Annotated in this window: 24 protein-coding genes and 1 pseudogene; 9 read left to right on the plus strand and 16 right to left on the minus strand. The window is 68.7% G+C overall.

What is annotated here, in order from left to right:
* Nucleotides 1–67 precede the first annotated feature (67 nt).
* The 4 genes and pseudogenes from G6048_RS14510 to G6048_RS14525 all read left to right on the plus strand — a co-directional run bounded on the left by G6048_RS14510 (nt 68) and on the right by G6048_RS14525 (nt 3736).
* A complete protein-coding gene (locus tag G6048_RS14510; protein ID WP_165339935.1) occupies nt 68–1222 on the plus strand; it encodes a serine hydrolase domain-containing protein in 1155 nt (384 codons plus the stop codon).
* A 119-nt stretch (nt 1223–1341) separates the two neighbouring features.
* Nucleotides 1342–2250, plus strand: coding sequence for a class I SAM-dependent methyltransferase (locus tag G6048_RS14515; protein ID WP_165339936.1), 909 nt, complete (start codon nt 1342–1344; stop codon nt 2248–2250).
* Nucleotides 2251–2526: 276 nt separating this feature from the next.
* A pseudogene (locus G6048_RS14520) lies at nt 2527–2730 on the plus strand (acyltransferase family protein); the annotation flags it as partial.
* Between the two features lie 103 nt (nt 2731–2833).
* Nucleotides 2834–3736 carry a LysR family transcriptional regulator gene (locus tag G6048_RS14525; protein ID WP_165339937.1) on the plus strand — a complete coding sequence of 301 codons (903 nt, stop codon included), beginning with the start codon at nt 2834–2836 and terminating at the stop codon, nt 3734–3736.
* A gap of 86 nt (nt 3737–3822) precedes the next feature.
* Here G6048_RS14525 and G6048_RS14530 read toward each other — a convergent pair whose 3' ends face one another.
* Entirely contained in the window at nt 3823–4602 is a 780-nt protein-coding gene (locus G6048_RS14530; RefSeq protein WP_165339938.1) for an SDR family oxidoreductase, read from the minus strand.
* Between the two features lie 324 nt (nt 4603–4926).
* On the opposite strand from G6048_RS14530, the gene G6048_RS14535 reads away from it, so the two are divergent.
* The gene (locus G6048_RS14535) at nt 4927–5664 is read left to right on the plus strand and encodes a hypothetical protein (protein WP_165339939.1); all 738 of its coding nucleotides are present in this window, start codon (nt 4927–4929) and stop codon (nt 5662–5664) included.
* A 437-nt stretch (nt 5665–6101) separates the two neighbouring features.
* A complete protein-coding gene (locus G6048_RS14540) occupies nt 6102–7022 on the plus strand; it encodes a nitroreductase/quinone reductase family protein (protein ID WP_165339940.1) in 921 nt (306 codons plus the stop codon).
* A 36-nt stretch (nt 7023–7058) separates the two neighbouring features.
* Here the strand turns inward: G6048_RS14540 and G6048_RS14545 are convergent, their stop codons facing one another.
* The 8 genes from G6048_RS14545 to G6048_RS14580 form a co-directional block, all read right to left on the minus strand.
* On the minus strand, nt 7059–7307 hold the full coding sequence (locus tag G6048_RS14545) for a hypothetical protein (protein WP_165339941.1): 249 nt from the start codon (nt 7305–7307) through the stop codon (nt 7059–7061).
* On the minus strand, nt 7304–8638 hold the full coding sequence (locus tag G6048_RS14550; RefSeq protein WP_165339942.1) for a S8 family peptidase: 1335 nt from the start codon (nt 8636–8638) through the stop codon (nt 7304–7306). Before G6048_RS14550 ends, G6048_RS14545 begins: the two co-directional genes overlap by 4 nt.
* A 280-nt stretch (nt 8639–8918) precedes the next feature.
* Nucleotides 8919–11021, minus strand: a complete 2103-nt coding sequence (locus G6048_RS14555) for a HelD family protein (RefSeq protein WP_165339943.1) — start codon at nt 11019–11021, stop codon at nt 8919–8921.
* 96 nt (nt 11022–11117) lie between these two features.
* Nucleotides 11118–11738: a TetR family transcriptional regulator gene (locus G6048_RS14560; RefSeq protein ID WP_165339944.1), complete on the minus strand. Its 621-nt coding sequence runs from the start codon at nt 11736–11738 to the stop codon at nt 11118–11120.
* Nucleotides 11735–12790: a phosphotransferase gene (locus tag G6048_RS14565; protein WP_328825958.1), complete on the minus strand. Its 1056-nt coding sequence runs from the start codon at nt 12788–12790 to the stop codon at nt 11735–11737. Before G6048_RS14565 ends, G6048_RS14560 begins: the two co-directional genes overlap by 4 nt.
* A gap of 4 nt (nt 12791–12794) precedes the next feature.
* Entirely contained in the window at nt 12795–13508 is a 714-nt protein-coding gene (locus G6048_RS14570) for an HAD family hydrolase (RefSeq protein ID WP_165339945.1), read from the minus strand.
* Nucleotides 13498–14625, minus strand: a complete 1128-nt coding sequence (locus G6048_RS14575; RefSeq protein ID WP_235989804.1) for a phosphotransferase family protein — start codon at nt 14623–14625, stop codon at nt 13498–13500. Before G6048_RS14575 ends, G6048_RS14570 begins: the two co-directional genes overlap by 11 nt.
* Before the next feature lie 74 nt (nt 14626–14699).
* Nucleotides 14700–15632, minus strand: coding sequence for a GntR family transcriptional regulator (locus G6048_RS14580; RefSeq protein WP_165339946.1), 933 nt, complete (start codon nt 15630–15632; stop codon nt 14700–14702).
* Between the two features lie 179 nt (nt 15633–15811).
* On the opposite strand from G6048_RS14580, the gene G6048_RS14585 reads away from it, so the two are divergent.
* Complete coding sequence (locus tag G6048_RS14585) at nt 15812–15985, plus strand: hypothetical protein (protein WP_235989806.1); 174 nt, start codon at nt 15812–15814, stop codon at nt 15983–15985.
* 9 nt (nt 15986–15994) lie between these two features.
* On the opposite strand, the gene G6048_RS14590 is transcribed toward G6048_RS14585, so the two are convergent.
* From G6048_RS14590 to G6048_RS14610, 5 genes are all read right to left on the minus strand, one after another.
* The gene (locus tag G6048_RS14590) at nt 15995–16738 is read right to left on the minus strand and encodes an HAD family hydrolase (RefSeq protein WP_328825961.1); all 744 of its coding nucleotides are present in this window, start codon (nt 16736–16738) and stop codon (nt 15995–15997) included.
* Nucleotides 16738–17622: a FadR/GntR family transcriptional regulator gene (locus G6048_RS49515; protein WP_328825963.1), complete on the minus strand. Its 885-nt coding sequence runs from the start codon at nt 17620–17622 to the stop codon at nt 16738–16740. The genes G6048_RS14590 and G6048_RS49515 overlap by 1 nt, the downstream gene beginning before the upstream one ends.
* A gap of 153 nt (nt 17623–17775) precedes the next feature.
* Complete coding sequence (locus G6048_RS14600) at nt 17776–18717, minus strand: winged helix-turn-helix domain-containing protein (RefSeq protein ID WP_328825965.1); 942 nt, start codon at nt 18715–18717, stop codon at nt 17776–17778.
* On the minus strand, nt 18714–19424 hold the full coding sequence (locus G6048_RS14605; RefSeq protein WP_165339948.1) for an HAD family hydrolase: 711 nt from the start codon (nt 19422–19424) through the stop codon (nt 18714–18716). The genes G6048_RS14600 and G6048_RS14605 overlap by 4 nt, the downstream gene beginning before the upstream one ends.
* A 29-nt stretch (nt 19425–19453) precedes the next feature.
* Nucleotides 19454–20332 carry a GntR family transcriptional regulator gene (locus tag G6048_RS14610; protein ID WP_165339949.1) on the minus strand — a complete coding sequence of 293 codons (879 nt, stop codon included), beginning with the start codon at nt 20330–20332 and terminating at the stop codon, nt 19454–19456.
* A 232-nt stretch (nt 20333–20564) separates the two neighbouring features.
* Between G6048_RS14610 and G6048_RS14615 the strand changes: the two genes are divergently transcribed.
* Nucleotides 20565–20753 carry a hypothetical protein gene (locus tag G6048_RS14615; RefSeq protein ID WP_165339950.1) on the plus strand — a complete coding sequence of 63 codons (189 nt, stop codon included), beginning with the start codon at nt 20565–20567 and terminating at the stop codon, nt 20751–20753.
* Between the two features lie 81 nt (nt 20754–20834).
* Here G6048_RS14615 and G6048_RS14620 read toward each other — a convergent pair whose 3' ends face one another.
* Nucleotides 20835–21752 (minus strand): winged helix-turn-helix domain-containing protein, encoded by a 918-nt coding sequence (locus G6048_RS14620; protein ID WP_165339951.1) that lies wholly within the window; start codon nt 21750–21752, stop codon nt 20835–20837.
* A gap of 202 nt (nt 21753–21954) precedes the next feature.
* On the opposite strand from G6048_RS14620, the gene G6048_RS14625 reads away from it, so the two are divergent.
* Nucleotides 21955–22143, plus strand: a complete 189-nt coding sequence (locus G6048_RS14625; protein ID WP_165339952.1) for a hypothetical protein — start codon at nt 21955–21957, stop codon at nt 22141–22143.
* A gap of 111 nt (nt 22144–22254) precedes the next feature.
* Here G6048_RS14625 and G6048_RS14630 read toward each other — a convergent pair whose 3' ends face one another.
* Nucleotides 22255–23535 (minus strand): GNAT family N-acetyltransferase, encoded by a 1281-nt coding sequence (locus tag G6048_RS14630; RefSeq protein ID WP_165339953.1) that lies wholly within the window; start codon nt 23533–23535, stop codon nt 22255–22257.
* Nucleotides 23536–23601: the final 66 nt, after the last annotated feature.

Genomic DNA, 23601 nt, shown 5'->3' on the forward strand with positions numbered 1-23601 from the left:
CGGTATGTTCAGGGAAGCCGGGGCCGCCCTTCCGCGCCCGGTGTTCCCGGCGGACGACGGAGGACCCATGTCCCAGGTTCAGGGCCACTGCGAGACCCGTTTCGAGGCGGTGCGCGTCGCGTTCGAGGAGAACTTCCGGGACCGCGACGAGCTGGGCGCGGCCGTGACCGTCACGGTGGGCGGCGAGACCGTGGTTGACCTGTGGGGCGGCTGGGCGGATGCGGCGCGGACGCGTGCCTGGGAGCGGGACACGCTGGTCAACGTGTGGTCGACCACGAAGGGGCCGACGGCGCTGTGCGCGCACATCCTGGCCGACCGCGGGCTGCTCGACCTCGAAGCGCCGGTGGCCGCGTACTGGCCGGAGTTCGCGGCGGCGGGCAAGGAGTCGGTGCTCGTAGGGCATCTGCTGTCGCACCGGGCGGGCCTCGCCGGGCTGCGTGAGCCGCACTCGCTGGAGCAGCTCTACGACTGGGAGCTGACCACGAAGCGCCTTGCGGCGACGGAGCCATGGTGGGAGCCGGGCACGGTCTCGGGTTATCACGCGCTGACGTACGGCTTCCTGGTCGGTGAAGTGGTGCGGCGCGTCTCGGGGCTGCTGCCGGGCGCGTTCCTGGAGCGGGAGGTGACCGGTCCGCTCGCCATCGACTTCAGCGTGGGACTGCCGGAGAAGGAGGCCGGGCGCACGGCCGAGCTGGTGCATCCGCCGGCCGCCTCGTCGAGTGAACAGGCGGCGATCTTCAGCCAGTTGGCGCCCGTGGCGCTGGCCGCACTGGCCAATCCCCTGGCGGGCGCGACCGAGGCCAATACGGCGGCGTGGCGGGCCGCCGAGATCCCGGCCGCCAACGGGCACGGCACGGCACGGGCGGTCGCCGCGCTGTACGGAATCTTCGCCGGGCGGGGGGCGTACGGTTCGCATCGCGTCCTCTCGCCGGAGGCTGCTGAGCGGGTCCGTGAAGGACAGGGCGTCTGCCGCGATCTGGTGCTCGGTGCCGGCTTCGAAAGCGAGACGGAGATCGGCCTCGGCCTCTGGCTCAGTGGCGCCAACAACTCCTACGGTCCGAATCCGAGGGCTTTCGGGCACGACGGATTCGGCGGCTCCTGCGGTCTCGCTGATCCGGAGGCAGGCGTCTCGCTGGGCTACGTCATGAACCGCATGGGGCCGCACATCGCCGACGACCCTCGGAAGATGGCGCTCATCGACGCCCTCTACAGCGTGCTCTGAGCGGCAGGGACACGCCGGCTGCGGGGTGGCGGGTCACGCGGCCCCATGACGGTGGTTGCCGAGGCGACAAGCCCAAAACCGGTGGAGCCGTCGGAGCATGTGTCCGTACCGTCCGTGGAGTGACCTTTTTGAGCCCCCTGGGATATCTGCTGGGCATCGAGGGTGCCGCTTTGCTGCGCGGCTTCAGGGAAGGAAGCGCCGACCGGGAGTTCGTCGAGGCCCGGATCGCGGAGATCCGGGCCCTGCTGGACACGCCCGCCCTCGCGCATGCCGAGGGAGTCAGGGCCACTCCGGGCACGATCAGCGCGGCCGACGTCTACCAATCCTGGGCGCCGCACTATGACGCCCCTGGCAACCAAATGATCGACATTGAGCAGCCCGTTGTCCGACGCATGCTGGACGGCCTACCCGTCGGCACGGCGCTGGACGCGGCCTGCGGCACCGGCCGTCACACCTCCTACTTGCATGAACTCGGCCACCATGTGACCGGCGTCGACGCCTCACCGGACATGCTCGCCCAGGCCCGCAAGCGCCTGCCAGACGTCGACTTCCACGAGGCCGACCTGCACCGGCTGCCGCTTCCCGACAACGCGGTCGACACCGTCGTCTGCGCGCTCGCCCTGACACACGTCCCCGACCTGGCCCCCGTACTGGCCGAGTTCGCGCGCGTCCTGCGCCCTGGCGGAAACCTCGTGATCTCGGATGCCCACCTGCTGGTGTCCTACCTCCGGCCGACCCTGGCCCGCCGTCCCGGCCCGGACGGCAGCCCGTCCCTCCTCGCCGAATACCACCGCCCGCTCAGCGCCTACCTCACAGCAGCCCTCCCACTGGGCTTCCAGGTCCGGCACTGCGAGGAACCCCACCGCCCGCGTCACTCCCTCGACCCCGACACCGCCCCGGACCCACTCCCCGCCCATGTGTCCTGGGACCTGTTGCACTGGTGCCCGGAAGCGTCGGCCGCGGCCCTGGACGACTCCCCGATCGCGGTCATCTGGCACTTCCAACTCGACGCCACCCGGAAGGGCTGAGCAACCGGACCAGATCAACTGAGCCCCAGCGCCCGGCATCCAACTCGTCCAGGACCAAACCGCCCGAGATTCCCAGCCCCCCAGGTCTCAACTGCACTGGTCGCCGCAGATCACAGGCCTGCCCCAGGGCCAGTTAGTTTGAGGCGGGACAACCCGGAACCCGTGCGCATCCTCCCCTTCCCCGGCGTCTCCGTCGGGCTCTGCTCATGGTCCGGCGCTCGCATTGCGCGGTGATGCAGTGAGGTCTTGTCGCGCGGCCGGCTGGCAGCCGGTTTCGGGAGCTACTCGGTCTATCTGGTGCATCCCGTGCTGCTGGCGGTGATCGACAGCACGATCGGCCGACGGCGACAGGACAGTCTCGCGCTCGAAGTGGCGTTCTTCGCCGTGCTGTTGCCGCTGTGCGTGCTGACCCACCGTTGCATCGAAGCGCCGAGCCAGGCCTGGGGCCGCAGATTGGCACGCCGCGTGCAGCCACCGTGACGAGCGCCCGTGCGGGAATCTCCGCCCGCGCAGCCGAGTTGCTTGCTGTTACAGCGATGACAACCGGGGACCGCGGTCCCCCGCGGGGAGGTGGCGGGAGCCGATGAGCCTTCGTCAGTACGAGTACGCCCTGGCCGTTGCCGCGGAGGGCTCGGTGACGGCGGCGGCGGAGGTGCTGCGCGTCGCTCAGCCGTCGGTGTCCCAGCAGATCCGCGGGCTGGAGCGGGAACTCGGCGTGGAGCTGTTCGCCCGTACACCGAGCGGACTGGTGCCCACCGCGGTCGGCCGTGCGTTTTTGCGCGAGGCGGAGGTCGCGGTGAGCGCGTCGCGGCGGGCGAGGGCTACGGCGCGGGCTGGTGCCGACGAGCTGGTGGGCGAGCTCGTGGTCGCGGTGCAAATGGGCTTCGGCACGCGGCAGTTGCCGGGCGCGCTCGGCGCGCTGCGTCGCCGCTTTCCGCGGCTTGAGGTCACCGTCTTCGAGGAGCCGAGCTCCGCCGAGCTGGAGCGGCTGTGCCGCCGGGGCGTGCTGGACCTCGCCCTGATGGCGGCGTGCGAGCGGACTCCCGCCGACGCCCACCACCTCGGCGACGAGGAGTTTGTCGTGGTGCTGGGCGCCGGGCACCGGCAGCTCACCGCGGACCGGGTCGAGCTGCGCGAGCTGGAGGGGGAGCCGTGGGTGAGGTTCGACCGCGACAGCGCGCTCGACGGCGTACTGCTGAACGTGCTGCGCGACAACGGTCTGACCCCGACCACGGCCGCCCGCGTGTCCCAGTCGGCGACGGCCGTGCGCTGGGCCGCCCACAGGCTGGGGGCCACCCTCGTCCCGGCCTCCGCGGTGCCCCACGGTTACGAGCACCTCGTACGCCCGGTGTTCCCGGTCGTGTCCCAGCCCGTCATCGCCGTGGTCCGGCCCGCTTCTGGCCCGGCGGGGACGGCCCTGCTCGAATTCCTGCGTCAGGAGACCTGGCCCGAATCCGATTTCGCTTCTTACTCGCCGGTGCCCTGACGGCCGCTAGTACTACAATACCAGAAGGAAGCGGGTGTCGCGGAATTCTTTTCGACGAAGCCGGCGTTTCGGAATTTCCGTCGGCGTCAGCCCCTGGGGAATTCACCGCCGTCCACGACGAGATTGCTCGCGGTCAGCCAGCTCGTCCGGTCGGAGACGAGGAACAGCACCGCTTGGGCGATGTCGTCGGGCTGACCCTCGCGCCCCAGCGGAGGGGTGTTGGTGGCCCCCGGGTCCTGGCCGGGCCCCTCGTACAGGCGCGCCCACTGTTCCCGCGTGGCTTCGCCTCCGGGGGTGGCGGTCCTGCCGGGAGACACGGTGTTGACCCGGATCCCGAACGGAGCGAGCTCCGCGGCCAGCCCCCGGCTGTAGTTCTCCAGCGCCGCCTTCGCCGCCGTGTAGTGCAGGAACGGTGGCGGCGTGGGCGGTACCGCCGCCGAGGAGACGTGCACGATCGCCCCCGAACCCCGTTCCCGCATCCCCGGTGCCAACAGCGAGTCCAACCGCACCGACGACAGGAAGTTCAGGTCCAGCGCGTCCTGCCACACCTCTTCGGGGATGGCGAAAGCTCCCTTGTACGGTTGCGCCCCACCCACGTTGTGGACTAGGACGTCCACCCCGCCGAGCACCTCCTGCGCGGCCGCGGCGAGCGCCTCCGCGCCGGCCCGTGTCCGTACGTCGGCCTCGACGAAGGTGGCCCCCTCCGGCACCGCGCTCGTCGCGGACCTGGCGGTGGTGAGCACCTCGGCGCCCGCGTCCAGGAGCTGGCGCACGACGGCCGCTCCGATTCCGCGAGAACCACCCGTGACCAGGGCCCGCTTTCCCGCGAGTTCTCGCGTTATCGATCCGTTCTCGATCGTGGTCATGCCACCGGTCCTCTCGATCGCGTAATTGTCCGCTCGACGGAATATGAGTCGATCGACGTGCGCAGGGCGCGAAAATTCGGAGAAATCGCGGTGAGCACCTCGTCGAGCTGTTTCACGGTACGTAGAGAAAAGAACGAGAGGCAAAGACGAAATTTCAGCACGCCCTATAGGGGATTCCTATGGCGTCTGGCATCTGGCATCCCCGTTCGGCTTCGGGTGGTCGGTCCCCACGGCGACGCCGTCGGGCGGTCAGTCAGTCAGTCAGCGGAAGACCGGCGGAAACCCAGTCGACGGGCCGGGCCGAAGTCGTCATGATCCGCACTCGTGACGACTTCCAAGCAGGCCCTGGTCCGCGCCGCCGCCCGCAACAACGCCGAGTGGTGCGCGGCGATGAGCCGATCGCACGGCTTGGCGGGCGAGTTCGGGGCACAGGCCTGGACCGCTCCGTCCCGTACGCCGCTGTACTACCCCGACGCGGTCACGCTGGTGCCGGGCGCCGACCCGGCCGCGCTGGTGGCCGGGATCGACACCACCGCGGCCGGCGCCTCCGTCAAGGACAGCTTCGCCGACCTCGACCTGACCGCGGCCGGCTTCCAGGTGCTGTTCGAGGCGCAGTGGATCCACCGCCCGGCGAGTGTGCCGGCCCCCGCGTCGGATCTCGCCTGGGACGTGGCGGGCGACCCGGGCACGCTGCGCGACTGGGCGCTCGCCTGGGACGACGGGGGCGGCCACGCGGACCTCTTCCGGCCCGAACTGCTCAACGACGCCGCCACCTTCGTACTCGCCGGACGGTCCGCCGACGGCCGAGTGGTCACCGGCGCGGTGGCGAGCCGCAGCGACAGCGACCAAGTGGTCGGGATCTCCAATGTCTTCGCGCTGGACGGCGACCCGGACACGGCCTGGCCGGTCGTACTGAACGCGATGAACCGCCTGTTCCCCACCCTGCCCCTGGTCGGCTACGAGCAGGGCGACGACCTCGTGGCAGCCCTCCGCCATGGCTTCGAACCGGTCGGTCCGCTCCGGGTCTGGCTGCATGGTGAGCCCTCAGCGAGCCCGCTATGAGCCCTCATCCCTCTTGGCGGCGTGAGTACTCACTCCGAAGCTTGACCCGGCGAGCAATGGGCAATGAGCAATACGGCATTGCCCAACCGTCCGTATTCCATTAGCGTCTTCCTCGTGACTGCCGGGTCGGCCATGGGCCACAAGCGAGTTGGGTTCCCGGCCTCCGCGTGAGGCCGGGGTGGGCCAGGGGCCCGCCTTTTTCTGAGTCCGCGTATTGAGCGCGCGTTCCGCCGCGCCGTGCGCCCTCCACCCTCTTCGTCACCCCTCTTCGTCACCGCTCTTCATCACCGCTCTTCATCTCTCCTCTTCGTCACCTCCTTCACCACGGTCGCGTTTCGCGTTCGTATGCGCCCCGTGGCAATTCGCCCTGCCCGCACGCAGGAAAATCCCAGAAATCCACGACCTCTATCCACGTACCCCAGAGCAGAAAGAAAAGAATGCCCAACGACTTCAACCAGCAAGTCATCGAAGAGTTCCGCAGCAACGCCGGCCAGGTAGGCGGATATTTCGAAGGAGCCAGGCTGCTCCTGCTGACCACCACGGGAGCCCGTACCGGCACCCGGCACACCACCCCCGTGGGCTACCTCCCCGACGGCGACAGGGTCCTGGTCATCGCCTCGGCAGGCGGTGCGCCAAAGCATCCGGACTGGTTCCGCAACCTCCTCGTCCACCCCCAAGTCACCGTGGAGACGGGGGTGTTCACCTTCGAGGCGCGGGCCGTCGTGCTGGCGGACGAGGAACGCGACCAGCTCTTCGCGCGCGCCGTCGAGGCCGAGCCGGGCTGGGCGGAGTACGAGGCGAAGACGGACCGCGTGATCCCCGTGGTCGCCCTGCACGAGATCCCGAGCGACGGCCCGCCGAATCTGGCCGCCTCCTCGATGGGCGAGGCACTCAGGGCCATCCACGATGTCTTTCGACGCGAACTCGCCCTGATACGCAAGGAGTTCGCCGACGCGCAGCCGGGCACCACCGCCCTCGGCGCCCAGCTCCGCGTCAACTGCCTCACCGTCTGCCAGCACCTGCACGCCCACCACACCCACGAGGACGCCGGCATGTTCCCGGCCCTCGCCGCCCGCCACCCCGAACTCGCCCCGACCATCGAGCGGCTGAGCCAGGAGCACGAGCAGATCGCCGCGCTGGTGGAGGAGTTGAAGGCGGTCATCGACGCCGCGGGCCCGGGGAGCGAGGGCGACCCCACCCCCGTACGCACGGACCTCGCACGCACGGACCTCGCCCGCACAGAACTCGCGCGCAGGGAACTCGTACGCAAGGAAGTCGACCGCCTCACCGACGCGCTCGAAGCCCATCTGACTTATGAGGAGGAGCAGTTGATCCCCATACTCGACGCGCCGGCGTGACAGTCCCACCGTCCGGCGTGATCACCGGACGTCGGCTCACTGGATAGGCGAGTCGGGCGGCGGCAGTTGGATCGTGCGGTCCCGGTCGACGGAGTCGACGCCGTCGACCGCCTCCAGGGCCGGGATCCGGTCCTCCGCGACCGTGCCGGAGAGCGTGCCCAGGACCGGCTGCTCTCCGGTGACCGTCAGCCCGGCCTGCCGCAGGGCCTCGACCACCTCCGCGAACCGGTCGGGGTCGACCGCGAGGATGACCCCGACCGGCGCGGAACGGTGCGACTCGCTCACGGCGCCTGCAGCAGACCCGCGCCGACGTCCCTGATGGGCAGCATCAGCGGGAACGCTCCGGACTTCAGGGCCGCCACGAGGTCGTGCGCGGTGGCGTTGGGGTTCGCCTGGGCGAGCAGGGCGATGACACCCGCGACGTGCGGGGTGGCCATGCTGGTGCCGCTCATGGGCTGGTATCCGCCGCCGGGGGCGGCCGAGTGCACCTGCCAGCCGGGGGCGGCGATGTTGACCTCGCCGCCCTGGCCGTTGATGCCGCCGTTGGAGAAGAAGGCCGACATCATCCCCTTGGTCAGCGCGCCGACCGCGAGAATGGAGGGGCAGTTGGCGGGCCGGCCGACGGGCATGATGTCCGGGGGACGGTTACTCTCGTTGCCCGCGGCGGCGACGATCACCACCCCCCGCTCGAGCGCCCGCTTGGCCAGCTTCTCGTACGTCTGCGGGAACAGCTCACCCGGCCGAACCGGCGCGCCCAGCGACATGGAGATCACCCGCGCACCGCGGGCGACGGCCCAGGCCATGCCCGCCAGGATCTGGCCGTCGGTGCCGCTGCCCCCGTTGCTGAGCACCTTCGCCGCCAGGATCCGGGCGTCGCAGGCCACGCCGTACCGGGGCCCCTTCTGGGGGCTGGCCGGACCGCAGGCGGTGCCGATGCAGTGCGTGCCGTGCCCGTTGCCGTCCTCGACGGTCTCGCCGGGTACGAAGGAGGCCGTCGCCTCGATGCGTCCGGCGAAGTCGGGGTGATCGGTGTCGACGCCGGTGTCCAGGACGGCGACCTTCACATCGCGTCCGGTCAGGCTGGACAGGTGCGCGTGGATCGCCTGAATGCCCCAGGTCCACCGCTGCTCGTCCCACGCCGGGCCCTGGGCAGCGGCCATCTCGGCCCGGGTGTGGCGCGCGACCACGTCCTCGTCGCTGCGGAAGGCCGGGTAGAACTCGGTCGGCGCCTGCTGCGGAGTGATGACCGGCGATGCGTAGACCATGCGCTCCGGCTCCGCCGCGATGATCGCGGACTCCGCCTCGGCCGTGGTCACCAGCGCGTGCCGCTGCTCGGGCCGTACCTCGACGACGGCGGCGCCGAGTTCCTCGAAGTGCACCGATACGTCGGGGCGCTCGAGGAGTTCGGCGACATTGCCGGCCTCGCTTCCCCGGACACGTTCGACGGACGCGATGTCGGCGGAGGAACGCAGCGCGTTCAGTCCGCTTTCCTGGTTGCTCGGGTCGAGCAGGATCACGTACCGGCCGGTGTACTCCGTGCCCTGTCCCATCCCCGGCGCACCCTGCCGGTTGGGCTGTTCGCCGAAGGCGCGCCTGTCCATGGGTCCGTTCGCCATGTGGTTTTTCCCGCTTTCTGTGCGCTCCCCCTGTTTCGTGGACGCGCGTCGGCGCACGGGCTGTCAGGCGCCTCGGATCGCGGGGCGCGGTTCAGTCGTGGATCGACGCGTACTGCCGTTGACCTGCAAGGTGTCCATGGCCAGGCCGTCGGCGTTGCCCCCCGTTCACGGTGGCACCGGGCACGGAGACCGGCAACTCAGGACCGCCGACGGAGTCGCGGGACCCCGATCGCAGGGACCGAGCGGCCTCGGTCGACCAGCCGACCAGCCGATCAGCCGATCAGCCGAACGGCAGCGCCCGGCTGTGCACCACATCGAGCCGGGACACGGCCCGGGTCAGCACGACATACAACCGACGCAGCCCCCGCGCACTCATCCCCGTCGCGCCTGCCGCCTCACCCTCGTCCCCCGTGTCTCCCCACACCTCCGCGATCGCCGCCGGTTCCACGACCACGACATGGTCGTACTCGAGGCCCTTGGCGACCCCGGCTCCCAACACCGCGACCCGCGCGCCCAGTTCGTCCGGCCCCGCCGACTCGATCCCCGCGGCCTCGAGCGCCTCCCGCACCCGTACGACATCGGAGTCGGCCGTGATGACCCCGATGGACCCTTCGCGGGCGAGCGCGTACCGCACGGCCGCGACGGTCTCACCGGCAACGTCCGCGGCCTTCCGCATCCTCAACTCGCCGTCGCTCCGCAGCGATCGGGCCGCGGGCACCCGCACATCAAGCCGGGCCAGCAGCCGGTTGGTCAGCTCGACCACCGCCCCCGGCACCCGGAACCCGGTCGTCAACGGCACCACCGCGGCCTCCGGCTTCCCCAACTGCCCGAGCAGTACCGGCCAGTCGCGCGCGGCCCACGGAGTGGTCCCCTGCGCGAGATCACCGAGTACCGTCACCGAGCCGAAGGCCGCCCGCCGCCCGATCGCCCGGCACTCCATCGGCGACAGATCCTGCGCCTCATCGACCACCAAATGCCCGTAACCCTCCGGGTGTTGAACCAGCCCCGCCACCTCGTCGAGCAGCACGAGATCGGCCGCCGACCACCGCGCCGACTTGTACGACCGAGGCGGCCGGGCCCACAGAATCGCCTTCTGCTCGTCGGCGTCCAGCACCCCGTCCGCCGCCGCGGCCAGCGCGTCCGGATCGGCGAGCAGTTCCGCGAGGACCTCCTCCGGCCGCACCGCGGGCCACACGGTGTCGACGTACTCGCTGACCGCCCGCGCCCGCTCGATCTTCCGCACCCATGCGTTCGGCACCGGCCCCGCCCGCCGCTCGGCCTGCCGCTGAATGTGCCGTACGACCCGCGTCCGTACGCGCTCCCGCCCGACCGCGTACGGCGGCTCTTCGTCCCGTACGCCCGCCACGATCCGCGCCAACTCCCCACCCGGCACCCGCCAGCGGTACGCACCGTCCGGCACCGCGAGGTCGCCCGGGCCCTCCGTCCCGACGCGGGCGTACAGCGCCCGGCGCAGCACCTCGGCCATCCGCACGTCGTGCTTCACGACGGCCGCCGCTTCCGCGTCCGTGGCCGTCACGGGATGGCGGGCGATCTCGTCCGCGAGGGTCGACTGCCGTACGCCCGTCTCCCCGAGCGCGGGCAGCACCTGGGAGATGTACGAGAGGAAGGTGCGGTTGGGTCCGAGGATCAGTAGGCCGGAGCGCTGGATGCGCTGCGGGTACGTATAGAGGAGGTACGCGGCGCGGTGCAGACCGACCGCGGTCTTGCCGGTGCCCGGAGCGCCCTGCACACAGACGGAGGTCGCGAGGTCGCCGCGTACGAGATCGTCCTGTTCGGGCTGGATGGTCGCGGCGATGTCGCGCATGGGGCCGACGCGCGGGCGCTCGATCTCGCCCGCGAGGATGCGGCTCTGCCCACGGCCCTGCTGCCGCGCCTCCCCCGCACCGGGCTCCTCCCCGAGGTGCTCGTCCTCCAGACCGGTGAGGCCGGCGGACTCGCCCCGGCTGCCCGGCGCCCAGCCGAACCGCCGGCGCACTCGGACGCCCTGCGGGTCGCGGGCACTCGCCTGGTAGAAGGCGCGTGAGACAGGGGCGCGCCAGTCGACGACGAGGGGTGGGGCGGCGGGGTGTTCGCTGATCCTCAGCCGCCCGACGTGATAGCTCTGCCCGGCGTGTTCGCCACCGTCGAAGTCCAACCGCCCGAAGAACAAGGGCCCTTCGGGCAGTTCCTTCAACTCCTTTGCTTTGCTGCGCAGTTGATAGCCGAGCACTTCGGCGTCGGCTCCGGAGGCGGAGACGTCCTCGCCGGTGACGACGTGCTCCTGGGCGCCGTCGATCATCGCGGCGAGGGCGGCTCGACAGGTTTCGTGATGGGCACGTTCTTGGGTGAGGGCGTGCTGGAGGGAGGGCTCAGGGGACGTCATTCCAGCAAGGGTAACGCCAAAACGTTACTTGGTTAAATTTATTATCGAGTCTCATCTCGTGCGAGAGGTCGGTGGCGCTACGGACCGAACCACGTCTCAGGCGAACCGCTTCAACCCCGCACCCAACTGCCGAAAGGCCAGCTCGGCCGCGGCAACGGCATCCGCCCGGACCTCCTCCGCGCGCTCCCCAGCAGCCATCCGCCGTACGTTCTCCATCGCGAGGATCCGCCGCACGGCCACCATCTGCCCGGCGGCGAGCCGCGCCTCGAGGTCCCCGCCGAGGGCCCGGGCGAGCGCCTCCTCGGACCGCTCCAGAAACCCGGACAGCCGGGCCACGAGCGAGGGGGTCCCGTAGAGCAGCCGGTGATAGGCGAGCACGGGCTCGGCATCATTGAGCCCGGTGACGGGATCACACCGCTCCAGCCCGTCAAGGAAGTGCACCCGCAACGCATCGAGCGGCGACTGCCCCTCGCTCCGCTCGTCAACGACCCGCGCGGCCTCCTGCTCATGATCGGCGAACCGGTGCAGGACCAGGTCCTCCTTCGCCGGGAAGTACCGGAAGAGGGTCGGCTTGGAGATCTCGGCGGCGGCGGCGATCTCGGCTACGGAGACGGCGTCGAACCCCTTCTGCAGGAAGAGCCCGATCGCGACGTCGGAGACCGCCTGGTACATACGTTGCTTTTTGCGCTCCCGCAGACCCGTCTCGCTGGTGCTCATGCGTCTTGAGCGTACTGCCGCTTCCACCACAGCAGAGCTGCCGCTGTCTGCCGCCGGGTCGGTACCGTGTCCAGGCCCAGCGGTTCGGCTCCGGCCTCGAGGACTTTCCGCACCTGCTGAACCGCGCGCGGGAGTGTGAGGCCACTCTGAAGGGCGGTCACTGCACGGATGACGTCCGTGCAGACGGACTGCGCCCATTTGAAAGTGACCAGACGGACCAGATCCGCAGTGCATCCCCGCGACGCGCCCGGTCTCACGTTCTCGACCGCTTCCGCCCAGCGTGCCGTCACCTCATGTGCCTGCCGGTGCGGATAGCGCATCAGATACAGATGGGTGGCGAGGTCGTACAGCGGATCGCCGAACATGGCCAGTTCCCAGTCGATGACCCACAGTCGATCCTGCGGATCGACGATGAGGTTCTCACGGTGCAGATCACCGTGGAGCAGGTGGAAGGGCCGTTCCTGGAGCCCCGACACATGCTTGCGCAGACATCCGAAGCAGTCCTGGTCGAGGCCGAGGCTCCGGAAGAGGGAACCGAAGGCCCAGAGGTTCCGCTTGTACACGTTCTCCTCGGAGAAAACCACGAGTCGCTCCAGGAACCCCGACGAGTCGCCGTCGGCTGCCCGATCCAGGGGATTGCACCGACGCCGAACGAGCAGGCTTTCGGGGTCGATCGCAGTCAGATCCCTGAACACGCCCATGAGCTGCCCGAGGTGGTGCGGGGGTATCGCGCGCCCCGCCTGGAACCGGGAGCCGAGGGTCTCGCCCTCCACGAATCTCTGCAGGGGGATCGACTCGACCTGAATCACCTCCGGAACAGACCGCACCCGCCCGGCGAGGGCCATCAATAACTGCTCCTCACCGGCAAAGCATTTCCGGTCGAACCAGTCTCGGCTCGGCTGCGGCTCGCGGATCTTCCATCGGGCCGGGTCCCCGCTCTCCGGATACGGCAGGGGGAAGACGTACGTCTCATGGTGGTGGCCGCGCAGCGGGCCCTCGACCACGCCCTCGGAACCGGCGATTTCCGCCGCCCGGTGTCCGGCACCTGCCACAGGGCTACGCCCCGTCGAGCAATGGCCCGTACGAACTGAGCACCAGCGACGCCCCTGCTCCCCGCAACCCTGATTCCTTGCGGGCGTTGCGGCCGTAGCCGATGAACGGGACGCCCGCGCGGTCCGCCGCCTCCACGTCGGTCGCCGTGTCGCCGATCATCACCGCGTCCTCAGGGGCGAGGTCCAGGCTCCGCAGCGCGCGGGTGAGGACATGGGGGTGCGGCTTCATCAGGCCCGGGTCGTTGGTGCGGCCGTGGATGGTCTCGAAGCAGCCGCACAGCCCCTTGTCCTCCAGATATGCGGACGCCGCACGCGGGGAGTTGTTGGTGACCACGGCCAGGCGCCGACCCTGCTCGAACAGAGTGCGGATCAGGTCCTCCGCCCCCGGCGTGCCCCACGCCGACGGGACGGCGGCCAGCTCCCCGTCTGTCACGCGCTTCTCCAGTTCCGCGACGAGGCCCCGCAGGCCGCGGTCCCGCTGCGCCGCCCGGTGCACCGCGCGCAGCACCACATGCGGGTCAATGTCCGTGCGCTCCCGCGCCGCGAGCACGTTCCCGGCGCCGAAGTCGTCGACAGTACGCCGGAGTTCGTCCGCCACATGCACGGACACCCCTTCGGGGAAGAGCCGGCAGATTGGACCGTCGAAGTCGAAGAGGACCCCGCGCGCCGCCGCGAGCCGTTCGCGAGCCTCCGTGAGACCTGCCAGGTCAACCACCATGCTGCAGCTCCATCCGCCCTGCTCGATCCGCCGCATGCCAGGCCCGCAGCGCTTCCTCCGCCGTGTGCTCGTCCACGGGTGCGTCTTCCATCATCAGCAGCTTCCAGGCCCGGGTCATCGCACGGCACACACTGCGAGCAGCCCGTGCGAAGTCCTCGTGTCCCGGCTCCGCGGGGAGGCCGAGCGCGGCGCGCATCACGTCAGGAAAGACCGACTGCACGTATTCGAAGTCGATGTAGACCGGCAGGTCACGCTCCATATCCTCGGTCATCTCGGCATGGCCCGACCTGCACATGGCTTCCTTCCACAAGTGGATCATCTCTGCGTACTCGTCCACGTCGTAGTCCATCCGGATCAGGTGGGTGGCGAGATCGTGCAGGGGGTCGCCGTACATCGCGAGTTCCCAGTCGATGACGGACAGATACTCGTTATCGGCCTGCCGAGTCACCACCACGTTGGCACGGTGGACGTCGGTGTGCAGGAGGGCGAACGGCCGCTCGGCCAGGTCCGGGACGGAGTCCATGAAGCGCCCGACGGCGTCGGACGGCACCCCAACCGCGTCGAACAGTTCCCCGAAGCGGGCCAGGTTCCTGTGGTGCACGCCATCCGCGAAGTCGGCCAGCCAGCGCAGGAAGCCCGCACTGTCCCCGTCTTCGGGCCAGTTGTCCGGGCGACGCGGCAGCTCGCTCTCCGGGATGTCCGCCACGCGGGCGAAGAACTCCGCGAACGCGGCCAGCCGCTCGGTGCCGACGGGCTCGCCGACCGGTGCCTCCTCGGCGAGGGAGCACCCCTCCAGGAAGGCGTGCACCGACCACGTGCCGAAGTCGTGGATGCACCGCGGGACGTCGCTCAAGCGGTTACTCACCGCCCGCAGCACCTCTGACTCGCTCCGCCAGATCCGGGGCACCACTTCCACCGTCTCGTAGGGGAACCGGAACTTGGCGCGAACCTGCCCCGACTCCTCCCCCAGCAACCACGCCAGCGGCGTGCCCAGGGCAACGATGTAATTGAGATTGTGGTGGCCGGTGACCATGGCCACTCCGGGCCGACGGCGGCGCACCTCTACGAGCAGGCGGACCAGTGGCCTGAGAGCTCGGTGTGGCTGAGGTGGCGCCATGAGCGGTCAGCGTAGCCCGTCTCATGATCAACCTCATGATGTGTCAGCATGTGGACCAGCGTGGCTACTCAGCGTCACTGTGATGGCCCCTTCGGGTCCGCGGCGGGCCGGTCGGCGGTCGTGTCCGACGCTTCCTGGGCCATCAGGTTCCAGTGGGACTCGAAAAACCCCCGCATGCTGCTGACGAACAGGGAGTCGTTCGATTCGGTGTTGCTCTTGTCCTCCCTGAAGTAGGTGAACGTGGTGCTCCAGCCCAGCACGTCCAGGCCCGTGACCACGCTGCCGTCCCGGAGGTGGACCGGGCGCTCGACCACCTCGTACGGCGCGAAGAGGACCTCGGACCCGTTGACCACGTAGAGCTTGAACTCCGGAGTCAACGGCGTCCGGCGCACCTGGACCCTGGCCTCGCGCATTCCCCAATCACGGACCAGGTCGTCCAGGGTTGTGCGCACACCGTCCTCGTGGGTCTGGGACATCTGCCACCAGCGGTCGGTCAGCCGGGTGTCGGCCGGGTCCCCCTTCACGCAGGGGTAGCGCGGCGGCGGCTCCAGAGTGGGCAGGAGCATGCGGATCGCGACCCTCTCAGGAGCCTTGGCCTTGCCCGCTGAGATGTGGTCCGCCTGGGTCTGGATGTGCCGGGCCAGGGTCTCGGACGTGAGGCTGTAGACGTCCAGGACCACTTCGGGCCGCGCGAAGGCCTCCCGTATCAGCTCTCCGAGCAGCACGCCCTTGCGCGGTCCGGGACGCGGTGCCGGCATCTGCCCCTCGGGCCTCTCGCGCACAAACGTCCCGCTGCCCTGGCGCGCGATGATCCACCCTTCCTCCGCCAGTTCCTTCAGGACCCGCTGCACAGTGTCGCGTGAGACCCCGTACTCGGCCGCCAGGTCCCGCTGCCGGGGCAGCGGGTCCCCCTCCCTCAGGGCGCCGCCGGTCAGCATGTCGCGCAGGGCGTTCGCGACGCGGCGGAACTGCCGGCCCTTGTTCTCGTCGCTCTGTGACGTGGCCACCCGCCGAACCTACCTCTTCCACCCGCCCACCACACCACTTCCCGACAAATTCGCCTCAAGATTGGACTGTTGGTTACTGGATCTATCAAGCAGGGGATAGCCCAACCAAGAGAATCCAGTCCAATTGGCCGGAATATTGACGGCCTAGACGACGGAAATGGGTGGGGATCATGAGGTTCATGCAGCTCATACCGGCTGTGGCAGTGGTGGGCTTCCAGGAAGCGATGCAGTGGAAGTTCGGTCCACTCGGCATCGCCTGCCTGGTTCTCCTGGGGATTGGACTGAAAGCACGTAGCACCACCTGCACAACAGTGGGCGCGGTGGTGCTGGTCCTGCTGATGACCCAGGCGTGATCCACTACGTCAGGAGCGGCCGCGCACCACGTGCAGCAGACGGTCGAGCGACTCCACGACGTACTGCGGTGCGACGCCCGCCTCCAACAGGCCCTTCCCCACTTCCTCGTTACGCGCGTAGCCAATGAACGCCATGCCCATCTCCCGGGCGGCTGCGTAGTCGGTCGGGGAGTCGCCGATCATCACAGACGAATCGGGAGCCGCCCCCATGGCGTTCAGTGCGCGCTGCAGCGTGTGCGGGTGCGGCTTGAGGAGACTCAGGTCCTGTGTACGGCCGTAGATGTGGGGAGCGAAGCAGTCTGTGAGCTCCCGGTCCGCGAGGTACTTCCTCACCGCGCGGGACGAGTTGTTGGTGGCTATGGCCATCCGCGCTCCCACGGCCACCCAGGTGCGAATAAGGGGATACGCATACGGCGTGGGCCACGCTCTCGGCACCTTTCTCAGCTCCTGCTGGGTGAGCAGTTCCTCGAGCTCAGCCACCAGGTCGCTGCCAGGATGACGGCCAGCCACCGCGCTGAGGACCAGATGCGGATCCGGATGATCGCGTTCCTGCTCGGTGAGCAGTCCGGACAGCCCTCGCTCCTCCAGCCAGTTCACCTGATCTCTGGCGACGCGTTCCGCCGAGTCTCCGGGAAACAGGAGGCATATGGGGCCGTCGAAGTCGAAGACGACATGCCGCACCCGCGCGACCAGGTCTCCGAGCGCCCCGTTCGTTTCCGTCACCAACTCGGCCTCTGTAGTTTCAGAATCCACTAGCTGAGTGTCAGGTCCGCGGCGATCGTTTCCCAGAGGGCGTCGAACCAGTTCTGCGACTCCTGCACAAACGCCTGCTGTCCTGCCCCCGCGCTGAAGGAGAAGAGTAGCGACCCCGTACCCCAGGCATCGTGCAGCTCCCGCGCGGTCCCGTCGATCTCCTCTGTCGTCTCCGTGACGATGTAGTGGGCGACCAGAACCTCGCGGCCGTTGAGCAGATAGACCTTCTGGAACGGGGTGCTGTCCACGGTGCGGAAGCTGACCTGGACGTCGATGTTGTGGGTTTGGCGCAGCGTGTTCAAGTTGTGCTCGACGACCCGCTGCTGATTGTTCCGCTGCTTGAGAGAGCGCTGGTGGATGCTGTCCGACAGATCCGCGTCGTGATCCCATCCCTTACGCGGAGAGGGATAGAGCAAGTGGTGCTTCATGCTCGGCACCAGAATACGGACCTTGATCGACTCCGGGCGGACTCGGCCTTCGTGGATGAGGCGAACGGGCTCCGCGAGCGCCAGCATCAGCGACTCCGAGCTCAAGGACACGGCGTCGATCCGTACATGCGGTACGGCAAATGCTTCCGCCAAGCGTGGTGCCAGGGCCACGATCGTCGCCTGGGGCGGGTCTTCGGCTCCGGTGGGATCGGGCGAGGCGATACGCGGCGGGCTCCCCTTGCTCACGTTGGTGAGCAATCCGTCCCTCTGGAGCATCCGCAGCGCCTGCCGTATCGCGCCGCGCTCCACGCCGAACTGCCCGGCCAGCTCGGCCTGCGTCGGCAGCCGGTCGTCTGCCTTGAGTTCACCCACGCGTATGCGCTCGCGCAAGACGTCGGCGATCTCCCTGGGCGAGAGTTTGCTGCTGCCGTTCACCGCTACGTTCTCCTGGATCACCGCGACACGCTACAACTCTTGCCCTGTCAGAAGATCCACTGTCCTCCTGTTCAGGATGTCGGCCAAACACCGGCACTTGGCTCGAAGTTGGTTACCAACTGCCCACTGGCTTGGCTCAGCAAACGCAATGGGACTGCCGCGTATGCGGGCCGCCTACGTCGAGAGCAGGTTCCAGACGGAGTCGAACCAGGACTGCATGCTGGCGACGGAGACCGACCCCTGTGAATTCGGGTCGTCGTCCTTGACATAGTGAGTGAGGGTGGCACCGAAGCCGAGAACATCGAGCGCTTCGATCTCATCGCCGCTGTCCAGCTCGATGCGGCGCTCGATCACCTCGTACGGACCCTGCAGTACTTCGGCACCGTTGAACAGGTAGAGCTTGAACGTCGGGGCCAGCGGCGCATGCCGGATCTCGATGTCAACGGTGTGGATCAGGCCATCGGTTCGCAGTTCCCGTAGGGCGCCTTGCAGCGACATCGTGTGCAGGCGGGTGATGCCCAGCAGGCGCTGACGCATGGGCTCGTTGTAGGCGGGGTCCTTGGGCCGCGGATAGGGCAACTCCAGTTCCTCGGACGGCAGGAGCATGCGCAGGGCAATGCGCTGCGGCGCTATCTCTCCCGCGCGGATTCGTTCGGCCTGCACCCTGACATGGGCGTCGAGGGACTCGGAGGTCAGTGTGTAAACGTCCAGGGTGATCTCGGGCTGCTCGAACGCCTCGCTGATGAGGCTGCCCAACATCACAGCGCGGCCCGGCTGCGCAGCTTTCGTCGTCGGGAACTGGATCAGCTGGGTCATGATCACGCGGGTGCCGCTGCCCTGACGGGACTCGATCCAGCCCTCCCCGGCCAACGCCTTCAGAACGCGCTGCACAGTGTCCCGGGAAACGCTGAAGTGATTGGCGAGATCTCGCTGCGTCGGCAGACGGTCGCCGATCTCGTACGTGCCGTTGGTCAGGCGAGCCCGCAGCGCGTTCAGTACAAGCTCGAAGCCCCTGCCGCCACTGTCGCCAACCCAATACCCATTCACAGAGCGACCGTACCTCCGCCAACCAACAAGCAAACCAGCCCAATTGGACGCACAGTCGTTCGCGCTCACCGCCTCCGGCCGCGAAGCATCTCCAGAATGGGCTCGAAGGACTCCACGACCACTTCAGCTCCGGCCTTCCGCAGCACCTCCTCCTTGCGTTCGTTACGCGCGTAGCCCATGAAGCGAACCCCGGCGCTCTCGGCCGCCCGGAAGTCCGTTGCCGCGTCGCCGATCATGAGCGTTTCGGAGGGTTCGGCGCCCAGGGCGCTCAGGGCGCGGTTCAGGCAGTGGGGATGCGGCTTGAGGAGCGAGAGGTCCTGGGTGCGGCCGTAGATGTGGGGGGCGAAGCACTCTGCCAGATCTCGCTTGGTCAGGTAACGGGCTGCCGCCAGGGGGGAGTTGTTGGTCGCGACGGCCAGGCGGGCACCTACCGCATGCCAAGTCCGGATCAGCGGATCCACGTGGGCCGTGGGGTACGCCGATTCCACGGCCCTCAGCTCCTGCAGGGTGAGACGTCTCTCCAGCTCGATCACCAGATCACCGGCAGGATGCCGGCGATCGACGGCGCGGAGTACGGCCTGTGGATCGGGTTCGGCTCGCTCCTCATCCGTGAGGAGCCCACTCAGGCCTCTCTCCTCGAGCCACCGCACCTGGTCCTTGGCCACCCGCTCCGCCGTGTGCCCCGCGAACAACCGGCATATCGGGCCATCGAAGTCGAAGAGCACGAAGCGTGCTTCGGTGATCAGTTCCCGCAGTTTCTTGGTCTCTGCTGTCACCAGGTCAGTCTGCGCCGTTTCAGAGGTCACTAGGAGAGTGTCAGGTCAGTGGTGATGGTTTCCCAGAGGGCGTCGAACCACTTCTGGGATTGTTCGACGAAGGCCGCGTCCCGCTCGCCGGCGCCCTTCTCAAAGGAGAAGAGGAGGGACGTGGAGCCCAAGGTGTCGTACATGTCCAGGGTTCCGCTCTCCCACTCCTCCTCGCGTCGCGTCAGCATGTAGTACGCGATCAGGGCCTCGACGCCGTTGAGCAGGTACAGCTTCACCGGCGGGGTGAAGGGGAGCGCGCGGAACGTCACGTGGACGTCGATGCCGTGGGAGGCGCGCAGGGACTGGAGGTTGTGGCTCAGGACGTGGCCCTGAGCGTTGCGCTGCTCCAGCCAGCGCCGGTGGATGTGGTCGTCGTCGCTGCGGCCGTCCACCCGGACAGGGAAGGCCAGGTTGATGTCCCGGGACGGCAGCAGGATGCGTACGTCGATGGATTCTGGGCGGATGCGGCCCTCGTGGATGTGGCGCACCGGTTCGCTCAGGGCCGTGAGCAGGGTCTCGGCGGTGAGGCAGGCCGCGTCGATGCGTACGTGCTTGGCCGAGAAGGCCTCCGTGAGCTGCGAGGCCAGGCCCACCATCGTCGGCTGGGGTTTGTCGGTGGACGGGGACACCTCGGCGATCCGCGGCGGGCTGCCCTTGCTGACGTTGCTGAGCAGGCCGTCTTCCTGGAGGGCGCGGAGGGCCTGGCGGACCGTGCCGCGCTCCACGCCGAACTCCTCGGCGAGTTCGGCCTGCGTGGGCAGGCGGTCGCCCGCCTTGAGCTCGCCGCCGCGGATGCGGTCCCTGAGGATGTCGGCGATCTCCTGGGGCGAGAGCCTTCTGCTGCCGTTCACTGCGACGTTCTCCTGGGTCACAACCAAACGCTACAACTTTGCTCCATCTTAGGCGAGTTGTTCGGGAGTTGTTGGTTAGCGCCAACCAACTCCGGGTAAGTTATTCAATGTTGGCAACCAACTAAGCCAAGATGGCGGAACCGCCCCCTCCTTTCGCAACCACTTGGCAGATACGCAGTACGCGCCCGAAAGCACCCGCTCTGCCCGCAGTGCCCGCCCTGCCCCTGGAAGCCCGCCACTCCCCGAAGGAGGCTCCACCATGCCCGCCATCGCCTTCATCTCCGCAGTATTCGTCGTCGGTTTCGAGGAGCTCGTCGAGTGGCAGTACGGTCCCGTCGGCATCCTGGGCCTGCTTCTGCTCAGCATCGGGATCAAGGCCAAGAGCCCCGCCTGCAGCTCGATCGGGGCGGTACTGCTCGCCATACTCGTCTCGGGTCCGGCCCTGTGAGCTGGGAAGACCCCGCCCCGAAAGAGTCACCGCCCGAAGACCCTCCGCTCGAACCGCTCGAAGATCCACCTGCGGGAGACCTCAGTTCGTGAGCTCAAGCTCCAGACTGATGGTCTCCCACAGTGCGTTGAACCACAGATGCGACTGTTCCACGAAGGTGGTGTCCCGCAGCGCGGGCCCCTGCTCGAAGGGGAACAGCATGGACCGCGTGCCTTGGGCGTCGTACACATCCAGTCGCTCGTGGTCGATCTGCTCGCCGCGCCTTGTGAGCGTGTAGTACGCGAACAGCGCCTCCGCCCCGTTGAGCAGGTACAGCTTCACCGGCGGCGTGAACGGCAGCGCGCGGAACGTGACATGGACGTCGATGCCATGGGTGGCCCGTAGAGCCAGCAGGTTGTGGCGGAGCACCTGGCCCTGGGCGTTGCGCTGGGCCAGCCAGCGCTCGTGCACCAGGTCGTCATCGCTGCCGCCGTCCACCGGGACAGGGAAGGCGAGGTCGATGTCGCGGCTCGGCAGCAGGACCCGGACGTCGACCTTGGCCGGTTTCATACGGCCCTCGTGAATGAGCCGGAGGGGTTCACCCATGGCGAGCGTGAGTGAGACCGCCGTCAGGCACAGGGCGTCGATCTCCACATGCGGGGCCTCGAAGGCGGCCGCTATCCGCGCCGCCAGCGCCACCATGGTGGGCTGCGGTGTCTCGGGCCCGGGCAGGGCTTTGTCCACGTCCTCGGCGACGGTCGCAGGACGCCCTTTGGACACGTTGGACAGCAGGTGCTCCGACTGCAGGATGCGCAGCGCCTGGCGTACGGCACCGCGCTCGACGCCGAACTCGTCGGCCAGCTTGGCCTGCGTGGGCATGCGCTGTCCCGGCTGCAGCTCTCCGGACCTGATCCGGCTGCGCAGCGCCTCAGCGACCTCTCGGTGTGACCGCTGGGGCCGCTGTGACCGTTGAGACCGATTCCGCCCATTGACGGCGGCGCGTTCCGCGTCCACAACCAAACACTACAACTTCGCGCCATCTTTGGGCAGTTACCGGGAAGGTGGTTATGAGACGCGTCCAAGCGGAGATAAGCCATGTGGAGTTGGTCACCAACTTCAGCAACATGGCCAGACTTTCGGAGAAGTTGGTCACCACCGGTGACTGGATCGGCTAGTTGGTCACCGCCGGTCACCGCGTCCCCGTCCCGAAGGAGGGACCGAAATGCCGCTCATCGCCACCCTCGCCATCGCTGGCCTCATCATCGGCTTCGAGCAGTTCGTCCAGCTGAAGTTCGGGGCGATGGGCCTCATCGCATTCGTTGCCCTCTCCGTCGGCATCAAGGCCAAGAACACATACATCAGTGGTATCGGAGCAGTGATCCTCGTGCTGCTGCTCACCCAGACCGGCTGACCGGGCGCCACCGTCCGTCAGTCCGGCTGGCCGGGCTCCCTCCTGGAGGGGAGCCGGGAGCTCGGTCAGTCCGTTCCCATCACGCTACGGAGGAGAGGAGGTGACAGGACGTCAGAAGACGTCCGGGCACCAAGGGCGCCTGGACATACGCAACAGGGCGTCGGCGGTGGTCGCGGCACCCGCCCGCGACTCGGCCACCCGGCCGAGCGCGGCGAGCCGCACCGCCGACTCGTCCCCGAGCCAGAGCGCCGCCAACTCACCTGCGCCCAGCGTGAGTTCGGCGGCGTCGTTGGTTCGCGAGCAGCTCGCGCCGTCCGGTGACGCGTCCAGCCGGTACCGCCCGGCCGACAAACCATCCCCGTCCGTGACCTCCAGCACGAGCGTCCCGGTACCCGTGTACGTACGCGCCTCAAGAGCCCGTACGACATCCAGGATCCGTACCCACAGCCAGTCGGCCTGCGTGGTGAGCCGCGCGGCCCGCGGGTCCGGCAGCAGATGCGGCAGCAGGTCGTCCGGAGCGCGGTAGCCCGTCTTCACCACCGTGACCCAGTCCACCGAGCAGACGTGCCACCACAGCGCGCGCTCGGCGGCCGGCGACACCGCGATCATGCCCCTCACCTTCGCCGTGTTCAGCGGCTGCTTGGCGTCGTCCCACTCGCCGTCCGAGATGTAGGGGAGCAGGCCCTCGACCTCGCCGTCAGCGTTCCGGTACACGGCGTAGAAGGGCTCGGTCCACGAGGACCGGTCCAGCGTCAGCACTCCGGTGCCGACCTGCCACCACCGCTCATCCCGGTCGACCACCCCCGGCTGCACGCGCCTGAGCCGCTCGTGCAGCTCCGGCCCCAGCTTGCGTACATCCTCGCCGTCCACGAGATCGATCCGCCCGCCGTCGTCCGGGCCCGCCCACCGGGGATCCAGCCCCGCCCGCGGCACGTCGATCGTCCACTCGGTGGCGGTGGTGGCAGGCCCGAAGCCGTACCGCCCGTAGATCGGGTACTCGGCCGCGATCAACGTCGCCACCACGTCGCCCCGTTCCTTCGCGGCGGACAGGTCCCGCGCCATCATCCGCGTGAGCAGCCCACGCCGCCGGTGGGTCGAGGTGACGCTCACATTCGTGATGGCATCGGCGGGTACGACGCTCCCGCCCACCACCGTGAGCTCCTGCGTGAACGACCGGAACGTCGCCACGCACCGCCCGCCGTCGAAGGCCCCCAGTGTGCGCTCCGGCACGAGGTACGAACTCCGGTCCGCGATCTCCGCCTCCGAGATGGCGGGCGGTCGCAGAAACCCGGTATTCAGCGCGCGGATCCAGTCCGGGATCTCGGTCTCGGTGATCGGGCGTACGTCGATGTCCCGCACGCCCGGGCCCTGTATGTCCTGGTGACGGCTCATGGTTCTCACCCTAGGCAGGTCGGTCGGGACGCCCCAGGGGTTTTCCCCTGGCAGGATCACGGCGGA

Source organism: Streptomyces ureilyticus, assembly GCF_011045025.1.
Lineage (GTDB): Bacteria > Actinomycetota > Actinomycetes > Streptomycetales > Streptomycetaceae > Streptomyces > Streptomyces ureilyticus.